13 protein-coding genes and 1 pseudogene are annotated in these 10,593 nt (G+C 57.6%); 10 read left to right on the top strand and 4 right to left on the bottom strand.

Features of this window, described 5'->3' with window-relative positions:
• Window positions 1-379: 379 nt before the first annotated feature.
• Window positions 380-949: an EAL domain-containing protein gene (locus tag CPY51_RS23000; RefSeq protein ID WP_111162560.1), complete on the bottom strand. Its 570-nt coding sequence runs from the start codon at window positions 947-949 to the stop codon at window positions 380-382.
• A 149-nt stretch (window positions 950-1,098) separates the two neighbouring features.
• Here CPY51_RS23000 and CPY51_RS22995 point away from each other — a divergent pair, with 149 nt between their 5' ends.
• Complete coding sequence (locus tag CPY51_RS22995; RefSeq protein ID WP_111162559.1) at window positions 1,099-1,503, top strand: GFA family protein; 405 nt, start codon at window positions 1,099-1,101, stop codon at window positions 1,501-1,503.
• On the opposite strand, the gene CPY51_RS22990 is transcribed toward CPY51_RS22995, so the two are convergent.
• The 3 genes and pseudogenes from CPY51_RS22990 to CPY51_RS32360 all read right to left on the bottom strand — a co-directional run bounded on the left by CPY51_RS22990 (window position 1,398) and on the right by CPY51_RS32360 (window position 2,430).
• Window positions 1,398-2,024 (bottom strand): LysR family transcriptional regulator, encoded by a 627-nt coding sequence (locus tag CPY51_RS22990; RefSeq protein ID WP_275540494.1) that lies wholly within the window; start codon window positions 2,022-2,024, stop codon window positions 1,398-1,400. The two genes, CPY51_RS22995 and CPY51_RS22990, sit on opposite strands and share 106 nt — an antisense overlap.
• A pseudogene (locus tag CPY51_RS22985) lies at window positions 2,012-2,116 on the bottom strand (IS5/IS1182 family transposase); the annotation flags it as partial. The gene CPY51_RS22990 and the pseudogene CPY51_RS22985, both read right to left, overlap by 13 nt.
• Entirely contained in the window at window positions 2,098-2,430 is a 333-nt protein-coding gene (locus CPY51_RS32360; RefSeq protein ID WP_146260160.1) for a hypothetical protein, read from the bottom strand. The gene CPY51_RS32360 and the pseudogene CPY51_RS22985, both read right to left, overlap by 19 nt.
• Before the next feature lie 75 nt (window positions 2,431-2,505).
• Between CPY51_RS32360 and CPY51_RS22980 the strand changes: the two genes are divergently transcribed.
• The 9 genes from CPY51_RS22980 to CPY51_RS22940 all read left to right on the top strand — a co-directional run bounded on the left by CPY51_RS22980 (window position 2,506) and on the right by CPY51_RS22940 (window position 10,530).
• Entirely contained in the window at window positions 2,506-3,741 is a 1,236-nt protein-coding gene (locus CPY51_RS22980; protein ID WP_244598760.1) for an acetyl-CoA hydrolase/transferase family protein, read from the top strand.
• Between the two features lie 118 nt (window positions 3,742-3,859).
• Window positions 3,860-4,537, top strand: a complete 678-nt coding sequence (locus CPY51_RS22975; protein WP_111162557.1) for an MtnX-like HAD-IB family phosphatase — start codon at window positions 3,860-3,862, stop codon at window positions 4,535-4,537.
• A gap of 20 nt (window positions 4,538-4,557) precedes the next feature.
• Entirely contained in the window at window positions 4,558-5,970 is a 1,413-nt protein-coding gene (locus CPY51_RS22970) for an aspartate aminotransferase family protein (RefSeq protein ID WP_111162556.1), read from the top strand.
• Between the two features lie 4 nt (window positions 5,971-5,974).
• The gene (locus CPY51_RS22965) at window positions 5,975-6,928 is read left to right on the top strand and encodes an arginase family protein (protein WP_111162555.1); all 954 of its coding nucleotides are present in this window, start codon (window positions 5,975-5,977) and stop codon (window positions 6,926-6,928) included.
• Entirely contained in the window at window positions 6,925-7,278 is a 354-nt protein-coding gene (locus tag CPY51_RS22960) for a DMT family transporter (RefSeq protein WP_111162554.1), read from the top strand. Before CPY51_RS22965 ends, CPY51_RS22960 begins: the two co-directional genes overlap by 4 nt.
• The gene (locus CPY51_RS22955; protein ID WP_111162553.1) at window positions 7,275-8,147 is read left to right on the top strand and encodes a fatty acid desaturase family protein; all 873 of its coding nucleotides are present in this window, start codon (window positions 7,275-7,277) and stop codon (window positions 8,145-8,147) included. Before CPY51_RS22960 ends, CPY51_RS22955 begins: the two co-directional genes overlap by 4 nt.
• The gene (locus tag CPY51_RS22950; protein WP_111162552.1) at window positions 8,137-8,952 is read left to right on the top strand and encodes an alpha/beta hydrolase; all 816 of its coding nucleotides are present in this window, start codon (window positions 8,137-8,139) and stop codon (window positions 8,950-8,952) included. Before CPY51_RS22955 ends, CPY51_RS22950 begins: the two co-directional genes overlap by 11 nt.
• On the top strand, window positions 8,933-10,111 hold the full coding sequence (locus CPY51_RS22945; protein ID WP_111162551.1) for a GNAT family N-acetyltransferase: 1,179 nt from the start codon (window positions 8,933-8,935) through the stop codon (window positions 10,109-10,111). The genes CPY51_RS22950 and CPY51_RS22945 overlap by 20 nt, the downstream gene beginning before the upstream one ends.
• On the top strand, window positions 10,108-10,530 hold the full coding sequence (locus CPY51_RS22940; RefSeq protein ID WP_244598759.1) for a DMT family transporter: 423 nt from the start codon (window positions 10,108-10,110) through the stop codon (window positions 10,528-10,530). The genes CPY51_RS22945 and CPY51_RS22940 overlap by 4 nt, the downstream gene beginning before the upstream one ends.
• The last annotated feature ends 63 nt before the right edge of the window (window positions 10,531-10,593 follow it).

The following is a 10,593-nucleotide window of genomic DNA, read 5'->3' as shown; positions in this document are numbered from 1 at the left end:
AAGATTACGAGGACATCGTCGCCCATTGCTGCGACGCATGGAATAAGCTGGTCGCTCAGCCGTGGAAGATCATGTCGATTGGAATGCGTGACTGGGCGCACCGGTTTTGATTAGCGCTCGTTGGTATGACCGTTGCCATAATGACTCCCCCTCTGTGTGACCGATCTGGATTTTTCGCGGCGTCGGCATACAAACTGTCCAAGGTCGCGACAGAGTTTTCTACCGGAAACCAAATCCGCTTGTCTTGGATGAGCTCAGTGGGATCGATACGAAATCTCAGATGAGGAGGCACCTAGGGCGTCGCGTTCTTTCACAAGGGCACTGCGTAAGACGAACAACGATCTGTTCGTGCGTTGGCTACCTGAACCATGGCGGGTCGTCAGCTCACCGTTAGCGCCCTATGTTGCGCTCCGAGGTCGGATACGAACCCATCGCAAGCAAGCGCTAACAGTTGTTGCGTGTTCTGCGGTTTCCCAAAATAGTACCCCTGCCCATACTGGCAGCCAAGCATCGAGAGCATTTGCCACTCAAGCTCAGTCTCGATACCCTCTGCAACAATGTCGAGGCCCAAGGAATGGGCCAGGGAACTCACCGCTTGGACAATGGCTCGACTCCCTGGGTCGGACGTCATTCTTTTAATGAATGACTGATCGATTTTGAGCTTATCGAGCGGGAAGGCAGCGATATAGCTTAGTGAAGAATAGCCTGTGCCGAAGTCGTCGAGGGCGATAGAAATACCTTTCTCGCGGAGTTCGCTGAGGCTTCGGATTAGCTCGTCGATCCGCGAGACAAAAGCTGATTCCGTGATTTCCAGGTGGAGCCTAGACGCGTGAAGGCCCGAGGCACTGACTGCGGTACATCGGAGACGATATCTGACTTTAAAAAAACTGGATAGACGAGACGTTGCAATGAGGAACACGGGCGGGTGGTGATCACCGTCGTAAATCATCGAGTCTCTTTCCAACCGACGGGCTATGGACTGCCAGCGATCAACGACTTCGGCCCATCCGGCCCCGGACTCATCGCTTCTGCCGGTCCCGCATAGCCAACAATAACTGCAGTCGCAGCACCTACTTTAAACAGACAAAGGGGCGATCGATGGCCACTTCACAGTGCAGTTGCGGCAAGTTGAAACTTACTCTGCCAGCCGACCCGGAAATGGTCGTAGTGTGTCACTGCATAGCGTGCCAGCGACGAACGGGTTCGGCCTTTGGTGTAGGCGCCTTCTACCGTCGCGATGCCGTCACGGTCCTGGGATCCGCCAAGGAGTTCAGTCGGCTTGCCGACAGCGGTGGCGTCGTTCGCTCCTATTTCTGCACAGAGTGCGGATCGACCGTCTATTGGTTGGCTGAAAGACTGCCGTCGATGATTGCCATCGCTGCCGGGACAATTCTCGGTTATCCAAAGTCTAGGATCGCAGATAAATCCGTGTTCGAGTGTACAAGTTGGGACTGGATCGAGGTTGATGCTCGGGAACGGTTTTCTGAGGGTGCAGTCAGGTAGCATGGAAACGTCATGAATATCGATGAGCCGATCATCATTGGCGCGGAACCCGCAGGGCTGGCATGCGGCTTCAACGGCCGAGCAACGAGGTCGGAGGCATTCATCTCGCCAATATGAATGCCCAACTCGTATCCGTCGCTGATCAGATCCGGGGCGCGGTTGTCTAGGATCAGTTCAATGCCGACCTCCAGGTTTTGGTCTAGATACTGGACGAGTGCAGGTACAAGGCTTTCACTTCCAAAGCTGACCGGCGCCACCAGCCTCAGCCGGCCGCGTGGACTTGACTGCAGTTCTGAAGCACTTGCTTCGGCGGCGTCCACCTCCGCGAGAGCGTGTTTGCTACGCTCATAGTAAAGCCGACCGACCTCGGTCAGTTGATGCCGACGCGTCGTGCGGTGAAGCAATCGCGCGCCGAGGCGCTGCTCAATGGTGCGAATATGCTTTGCGACCATTGTTGCCGATACACCATCAGCCTCAGTGGTGCATTTGGCGGAGCCCGTCGTTAGACAGACGGCATCCAGGTTCTTGCCCGTTGACGGAGTGTCGTGTGATCGGGCACTGGGAAATCCAATTCCGTCAGATCAAGCACAGAACTCAAAAGCCCTCCGCTTTGGCCGGCCGAACAATCTCCGGCGTTGTCTGCAATGTGAATGGCTGAATCACTCCCAATACCGGAAGTGGAGCGAACCAGATGCCAGGATCGAAGCGATCAGTCGGGCCGCATTGCCTTCGGTCTCGCTCAAAGGCAATGTCACTGTGCGCGCCGCCTTGCAAAACACGCGCTGCCCGCTTTTTATAGAGCGCGTTCTGCGGCAGACGAAAGCGCTCGCGACGGTCGTAAATGCCGGTGCGGATATGATCATGGAAATGGACGCTGACTTGTTCTGAAAAGTGTATTGGGAGGAGGGCCCGATGACCGCGGTCCATCAGACGCTGTATCGCGAAAGGCTGACATCCGCAAATAGGGCGGTCTCTATGATCCCGTCCGGGGCGAAGGTCGCGATGCCACTGGCTGCCGGTCAGCCACCTGCCATCCTTGCGGCGTTTGCCGAACGGGCCCGCGCGGGAGCGGTCGAGAATGTGCGGCTTTATTATCTCCTTTGCACTGGCGTCGCCGGCACCAGCGTGTTTGATTTCGAGCTGCGCGACGCGATCGCCCCGATGAGTTACTTTCACGGAGGCGTGGAGCGTGCGCTCGACAACAGGCGATCGGCGGAGGCGTTGCCCGCCGTCGACCTGGTACCCTGTCATTTCAGCCAGGTGCCACGCTCGATGGTCGAGCATGTCGGTGTGGACACGTTGATCGCAACCGTCTCGCCGATGGACGCGGATGGCAATTTCAGCCTTGGCGCCAGCACTGATTACGCGCTCACGGTATCACGAAAGCCTGGGATTCGACTGTTCCTCGAGGTCAATCGCAATATGCCTTATGTGTGCGGGGATTGCATGGTCCCTGTATCGAGCGTGACAGCGCTGGTTGAGAACGACGTCAGCCTGCCCGTCCTGCCGGCCGCTGCGCGCAATGAAGTGGATGATGGCATCGGGGCGATCATCGCGGGCCTGGTGGAAGATGGCGATTGTCTGCAAATGGGCATTGGTGCTTTGCCTGATGCGGTGTGCTCGGGGCTTTCCGGACATCGCCATCTTGGCATCCACACGGAAATGATGACGCCGGGTCTCGCCACGCTAATCAGGGCAGGCGTGGTTGACAACAGTTGCAAGCAGACACATGTGGGGCGCTCGATCTTCACCTTTGCGCTCGGCGATCAGGCGCTTTACGACTTCCTGAACAACAACCCGGAAGTTGAGGCCTATCCAGTCGACTATGTGAACAATCCCTTCGTGATTGCCCAGAATGACCGGGTGGTGTCGGTCAACGCGACGCTGCAGATTGATCTCAACGGCGCGTGCAATTCGGAATTTATGAACGGGAGGCAGTTCAGTGCGTCCGGCGGCCAAGTGGATTTCGTGCGCGGCGCATATGCCTCGCGCGGTGGGCGGTCGATCATCGCCTGTCATTCCACAGCGGCAAAAGGCACGCTTTCGCGCATCGTTCCGGCGCTGACGGGGCCGGTGACGACGTCGCGCAATGACACGCATATCGTTGTTACGGAGTACGGATGGGCGAACCTCAAGGGCAAGTCCGTGGCCGAGCGAGCAAGGGCGCTGATTGGGCTGGCCCACCCCGATTTTCGCGAGGAGCTGGACCGGGCAGCCCACGGGGGTAGGGCCCTATGATGATACTGCGTTGAATTCACGGACTGCTGATAAAGTGGGAATAGTAACGCACCGCCGCCGCTTCATTTCCACCTCATAAACCAATGTTAGACCCCGTTCGAATTTGAAGTGGGGTCCTATGCAGGTGTTTTGTGATTTCGACGGCACGGTATCCGTCGAGGACGCGACGGATTTTGTGCTTTCCAGATTAGCAACTTTAGAATGGGAGAGTATCGAGAGCGAGTGGAAACAAGGACTGATCGGCTCCGCCGAGTGCATGAGACGCCAGGTGGCACTCATTCGAGCCAGCCGCGGCGAACTCGATGCAGTCCTCGACTCGATTGCAATCGACGCCGGTTTCAAGAACTTCCTCAGATTTTGTGATCGACACGGCATTCTGGTTACGATCGTCAGCGACGGGGTCGACTATTTCATCCGGCGCATCCTGGCCAACCATAAGATTGGCCATTTGCCGATCATCGCCAACAGGCTGACAGATCGCCTTGTCGAGGGAAGGCTCGAGTACGTCCTTTCGTCGCCTTTCAGCGATCCGGATTGCGCATCCGGTGCGGGCGTCTGCAAATGTATCGCTGTCAGCGGCTCGGATCAGCGGATCTATATCGGCGACGGCCGTAGCGATTTCTGCGTCTCCGATAAGCCTGAGATCATTTTTGCGAAGGATGGTTTGGCCCAGTATTGCAGCGAGCGCGGCATCCCATTCATCCCGTTCAACGATTTCACCAACCTTCTTGAGGGGCTTGGGGGCCTGGTGCCGAAAGTGGCGCGGCAACGTCAGTTTAATTCCATCATCGCGTGAACCAGACCGAGAGGCATTCAATGAGAACCAACGTTGCGGAAATCTTGAGCGAAGACACGCAGCCGATCAGGACCGAGGCGGAACTTCGGGTCCTGGAAGACACCTACTGCTCGCACGGCGACACCGTGCACTACTCCGCGAAGCCGAAATTCTTTGAAGCATGCGAAGGCTCCTATGTCTACGACGCCAAGGGCACGCCCTTCCTCGATCTGCAGATGTGGTACTCCGCGGTCAATTTCGGCTATAGAAATGAACGCCTGAATGCCGCTGCGCATAGCCAACTCGATCGGTTGCCGCAGGTTGCCTCGCAATACCTACATCGCGAAAAAGTCGAACTTGCGGCCATGATCGCCCAGGACGCAGAGCGGAAATTCGGACGTAAGGGCCGCGTTCATTTCAATGTCGGCGGTTCGCAGGCAATCGAGGACTCGCTCAAGCTTGTCCGAAACTTTACCGGTGGCAAGAGCCTGATGTTCGCGTTCGAAGGCGGCTATCACGGGCGCACACTCGGCGCATCGGCCATAACATCGAGCTATCGCTATCGCCGACGTTACGGTCATTTCGGGGATCGTGCGCAATTTATTGAATTTCCTTATCATTTTCGCGGCCCCAAAGGCATGTCGAAGGAAGAATATGGCGAGCAATGCGTCCGCAAGTTCGCCCGCCTGTTCGAGAGCGAATACAATGGCGTCTGGGATCCGAAGACCGGGATCGCCGAATTTGCTGCCTTCTATGTCGAGCCGATCCAGGGCACCGGCGGCTACGTTATTCCGCCGATGAATTTCTTTATCGAGCTCAAGAAGGTGCTGGATCAGTACGGCATCCTATTGGTGGTCGACGAGATTCAGATGGGGGTCTACCGCACCGGTAAGTTGTGGTCGATCGAGCATTTCGGCGTTTCCCCAGATGTTCTTGTCTTTGGAAAAGCAATCACCAACGGGCTCAATCCACTCTCTGGCGTCTGGGCCAAGGAAGAAATGATCAATCCGGTCATTTTCCCACCAGGGTCGACGCATTCGACCTTCGCGAGCAATCCGATGGGGACCGCAGTGGCACTTGAGACATTGAAGATGGTCAACGAACAGGATTTCGGAATGACCGTGATGGCGAAGGGCGCCTATTTCCTCGACGGACTGAAGCAGCTGCAGAAGCGTCATGCGATCATTGGCGATGTCGATGGCCTGGGGCTGGCACTGAGAGTGGAGATTTGCCAAGAGGACGGTTTTACGCCCGACAAGGCGACCATGGATTGGCTTTGCGATGAGGGAATGAAAGGCGATCTGCAGGTAGGAACCAAGATGTACGGGCTCGTCCTGGACGTGGGCGGTTACCACAAGAACGTCATCACCATGGCACCCAATTTGCTGATCTCGCACGAGGAAATAGACCTCGCACTTGCGCTGCTTGACCAGCTCTTGACCCGCAGGAGATGAAGCGGTGAAGCTCCTTCTTCTTCATCTTGATGATGCATTGGAGCTCCAGCCGGATTTCGTGCGCGCCTGCGTTTTGGCCGGGGCGGAACAACTCAGCGATAAAGATAGCGGCCGCGCTGTCAGGCTCTGGAGCAAGCAGAAGGCCCTGGACCAGCTCGGCCGCACCATCGCAAGGCACATGACGGGCGCGGGCAGGGCTGCCCAACTCTGCTTTATGGGTTCCGGCGATTTCCATCATGTCACATCATTGCTGCTCTCCGAGGTTCTTGAGCGGCATCAGGCGCCGACCACGCTCATCCATTTTGACAATCATCCGGACTGGGTGAGATTTGAGGACGGAATGCATTGTGGTTCCTGGGTCAACAAGGCGCTGGCCCACGGCAATATTCACAAGGTCATCACCGTCGGTGTCTGCAGCAAGGATCTCCGCAGCCCCGAATGGAAGGGCGCCGAACTCCATTGGCTGAGGGGGGGTAAACTGGAACTCTACCCCTACGAGCATCCGCCGAGCCGGGTAGTGGCCGATTACGGGAGCGGTGCGAGCTATATCCAGGAAGACGGCGCGTTGCACTGGAAATCGATTTCAGCGATCGGCCAGAGTAATTTTGTCGACTATCTGGTTAGCCGGGTTCGCACGGAGGCGGTGTATATCACGATCGACAAGGACGTCCTTGCGTCCGACGATGCGGTCACCAACTGGGACCAGGGGAGAATGCGGCTTCCCTATCTGCTATCCCTCATCAGCGAAATCGGCAGTCGCCACCGGATCATCGGCGCCGACGTGATCGGTGACTACTCGACGCCGAGCTATGCGGGCAATCTTCTGACGCGGGTGTCGAAAAAGATCGAAACCCTCATCGACCAGCCACGCGTACGCAGCAAGCCGGAAACAAGAAGAAATATCAACAGCGCCGCGAACCACGCGCTGCTGGAAGTTTTGGCGGAGCACATGGCATGAGCGGAAGCCTGACATTGTCGACGCTCGGGCTCATCCTATTCTGCGTGCTGGCGGAAATGGCCCGCGAGATCTGCTTCAAACACTCGGCTGGGGCCGGTTCATTGCTTCTGGCGGTGGCCAGGCCGCTGACCTGGCTCGGAATTGTCTTCTGGGCAGTCGAACTTGTCGCCTGGACGGCGGTGCTGACACGTGTGCCGCTGACAATTGCCTTCCCGCTGATGGCATTGAGCTATGTAGCCATCGCTTTGGCTGGGGTCGTGGTCTTCAAGGAGCGTATCAATCTTCGCCATGCGGCGGGCGTGTTCTTCGTCACTGCCGGTGTGGCCTGTGTTGGAGTAACCGGATTATGAAAATTTTCGCTCACACCAGATGGGATTTGGCGCCGGTCCTGGCCGCCGTCGCGCATCTTGCTTTCGATGTCTACTTGATCGCCGGCTTCGAGAGCAGGCCGCTTTGGTTGTCGGCCATTCTCGGCGCCGTTTATGCCGTGTCGATATCCTGGAATATCAATAGCATATCGCACAATTTCATTCACACGCCCTATTTCAAGGCGCGCTGGATGAACCGCGGCTTCAGCCTGCTGGAATCGGTCGCGATCGGTTTTTCCCAGACGTATTATCACTGGGTGCATATGCGCCATCATTCGGGCAACAGCGACCGTCCGGATGACAAGGGCGTGACCGTTGATCTTCTCTCGATCTATCGCCACGGACAAGATGGCGAGCCGGAGAATGTCTGGTCCTATACCTTCATGAGCTTCTTCCGTGACGACCTTGGAGACATCCACAAGGCCATCGCCCGCAATCGGCCGTTCGAAGCAAAATGGGGCCGTTTCGAGCTTGTCTTTTTCCTCGTGGCCGTCGCCGCGGCGCTGGTCTATGACTGGAAAGCCGTACTCTTCCTCGTGCCGTTCTATTATCTGGGCAATTGCCTCTCGTCGCTGAACGGCTACTACGAGCACCTGCATGGCGATCCGGACGAACCGATCGCGTGGGGCGTCAGCAGCCACAAGTCTTTTTACAACTGGCTCTGGTTTGGCAACGGCTATCACGCCGAGCATCACTATCGCCCTCGCACACACTGGACGAAGCTCCGCAATCTCCATGAACAGATCAAGGATGAACAGGAGGAAGCAGGTGTTCATGTGATCAGCACTTGTCATGCGCTCGGCTTTATGGCGAAGGAAAACCGCGAAGCGGAGCTTGCCGATGAGTACTGACGGTTTGAGCTTCTATCTCGAGGGAACGAACGGCAAGGGTGTGGCCCTGATCCACGGCCTGACCGGCGCGCCCGCCGAAATGAAGCTCGTGGCACGCCAGCTTCACCGTAAGGGATATAGCGTCTACGTGCCGCTTCTGGCCGGCCATGGTGCAGGCGTCGCGGAGCTGCGACGCTCAAACTGGCGCGATTGGCTCGAAAGCGTATTGCAGGCCGCAGCGTTGCTGGCGCCCCGGGTAGACGACGTTTATGCCGCGGGCATTTGCGTCGGTGGAAAACTGTCCATGCTTGCCGCGGATACCTCTCCCGCCGTCATCAACGCCGTTGCGATCTATTCGCCTTGCTTCCGCTATGACGGCTGGGATGTGCCATTCTATTATCCATTGCTGTCTTCGCAGGTCGGCTGGCTATCGCGCATTCCCTTTCTGGATCGGCTGAGTTTCAGCGAGACCGCCTCCCTTGGCATCAAGGACAAGCGGATGCGGCGAATGATCGAGGGCATGGCAGGAAGTGGTATTCTTGAAAAATTTCCCGGCAAGGGGCTGGTCGAGATGCACAGGCTCGGCAATGCGTTGAAGAGCCGCTTGTCGCAAATCCGCACGCCGACATTGATCCTGCATGCGGTGGAGGATGATCTGAGCAACCCCAAGCACGCCCGTTACATTGCCGAGCATCTCGGCGGCCCACATGAGCTGCGATGGATCGAGGACAGCTACCATATGATCCATGTCGATCGGCAGCACCGACAGGTCGCAGACTTTACCGCTGAGTTTTTCGAGGCAAGCCATGCTGCAAATCGCACCTGACCGCTTCCATCCCATTCCTGGCGCGTCGCAAACTGCGCCCGGCCTCCTGGTCACTCACGTCGCCGGCAGCATCCGCGAGATCGGCCGGGAGGCCTGGAATGCGTGCTTTCCTGGTCAGGTCGAGGACTTTGATTGCCTGCTTGCCATCGAAGAAGCCGGGATAGCCGGGTTTACCTGGCGCTACGTCACGGTTCTGGCAGATGACCGGGTGGTCGCTGCAATGCCCGCATTCCTTTGCCCCTATCCGCTCGACACCACATTGGAAGCCGGCCTTCTCAAGCGCGGCGTTCATCGGATCAGGCAGATTTTCCCGAGCTTTCTGACGCTCAGGCTTGCATGTCTCGGGTCGCCTTGCACGGAAACCGGCGTCGCGGGATTTCACCCTGATGTGCCGGAATACCTTCACGAGACGCTCTTTTCCAAGTTGCTTGATGGCTTCGAGCGCCAAGCGACGGTTGAAGGCTGCTCGCTCTTGGGGCTGAAGGACATAGCCGGCCCGACCGCGCTTGAGTTTACGGCACCTCTTTCCAAACGTGGCTATGCGGCAATCGACGGGATGCCGACCGCATGGCTGGACATCGATTTCGACACGATCGACGCGTACATGTCGCGACTGTCGGGCGGGACGCGCAAGGACATGCGCCGCAAGCTTAAATCCTTCGGCGGCGTTCGCGTCGAGATCAGAACCGATTTCGGCGATCTGTTGCCGCGGGTCATGGAACTCTATCGCAACACGCGCGAGCGTAGCCAATGGCAGTTCGAGGAGCTGACGCCCGCTTATTTCTCAGGCATTCTCGACCACATGAAGGGGCGCACGTTCTGCTGCCTCTACTTCGTCGGTACCCGGCTTCTCGCCGCCAATCTCCTTGTTCACGATGAGGGAACGCTGATCGACAAGTTTTTCTGCATGGATGGGGAGGAGGGGCGGCCCTATAATCTCTATTTTCTTAGCTGGTTCACCAATCTGCGCTATTGCCTCGATCACGGCCTGCATCGCTACCAGAGCGGCCAAGCCTACTACGAGAACAAGGTGCGGCTTGGCAGCAAGCTGACGTCGAACTCGATGTTTTTCCGCCATCGCAACCCGGTTCTTCAGGCCGTTCTTCGGCTGGCCTCGCCCCTGCTTTCGGCGGACGAAACCAGCGGACAGCACCAATGATGTCGATGCGGCTTTCATGGTTTGCCGTTCCGGTGCTGAACACCCTGTTCCAGGTCTTCATCAAGCGCGGGGCCGAGCAGCTTGATCCTTCCGTCACCTTGCGCGTCTGGCTGCCGCAAGCGCTGGCGTCCTATTGGATCCTGGCTGCAATCGTCGTTGAGATCGTCTGCTTCGCAATCTGGATGACGGTGCTTGCCGAGCTTGATCTCGGCAAGGCGTTTCCACTGTCCGGCATCAGCTACTTGCTGGTCATCGCAACGGGGTGGTTCGTGTTCTGCGAACCGGTAGTCGGGCTACAGGTGATCGGCAGCGGCCTCATCCTGTTCGGTGTCTGGCTGATCGCCGGCGCTAACGGAGCGCAGGAAGGGCGGGCATCCGAAAGGGAGCCTGGACTGATCGACAGTGGGAGACGGCAGTGACAGAGCGTTCCCGGACGGTCGACCGCCCATTTGCGACCGGTGGCTTCGGGATCGGGCCGCTCG

The organism is Arminella tubonensis, assembly GCF_003240585.1.
GTDB lineage: Bacteria > Pseudomonadota > Alphaproteobacteria > Rhizobiales > Rhizobiaceae > Rhizobium > Rhizobium tubonense.
Note: the sequence above shows the minus strand (reverse complement) of the source record. Positions and strands in the feature narration are given on the sequence as shown.

Bases quoted from the DNA above. Each gene is read 5' to 3' on its own strand.
- CPY51_RS22955 (WP_111162553.1), top strand. From the start codon at position 7,275: ATGAAAATTTTCGCTCACACCAGATGGGATTTGGCGCCGGTCCTGGCC.
- CPY51_RS22980 (WP_244598760.1), top strand. From the start codon at position 2,506: ATGCCACTGGCTGCCGGTCAGCCACCTGCCATCCTTGCGGCGTTTGCC.
- CPY51_RS22950 (WP_111162552.1), top strand. From the start codon at position 8,137: ATGAGTACTGACGGTTTGAGCTTCTATCTCGAGGGAACGAACGGCAAG.
- CPY51_RS22975 (WP_111162557.1), top strand. From the start codon at position 3,860: ATGCAGGTGTTTTGTGATTTCGACGGCACGGTATCCGTCGAGGACGCG.
- CPY51_RS22960 (WP_111162554.1), top strand. From the start codon at position 6,925: ATGAGCGGAAGCCTGACATTGTCGACGCTCGGGCTCATCCTATTCTGC.
- CPY51_RS32360 (WP_146260160.1), bottom strand. From the start codon at position 2,430: ATGGACCGCGGTCATCGGGCCCTCCTCCCAATACACTTTTCAGAACAA.
- CPY51_RS22940 (WP_244598759.1), top strand. From the start codon at position 10,108: ATGATGTCGATGCGGCTTTCATGGTTTGCCGTTCCGGTGCTGAACACC.
- CPY51_RS23000 (WP_111162560.1), bottom strand. From the start codon at position 949: ATGATTTACGACGGTGATCACCACCCGCCCGTGTTCCTCATTGCAACG.
- CPY51_RS22970 (WP_111162556.1), top strand. From the start codon at position 4,558: ATGAGAACCAACGTTGCGGAAATCTTGAGCGAAGACACGCAGCCGATC.
- CPY51_RS22945 (WP_111162551.1), top strand. From the start codon at position 8,933: ATGCTGCAAATCGCACCTGACCGCTTCCATCCCATTCCTGGCGCGTCG.
- CPY51_RS22995 (WP_111162559.1), top strand. From the start codon at position 1,099: ATGGCCACTTCACAGTGCAGTTGCGGCAAGTTGAAACTTACTCTGCCA.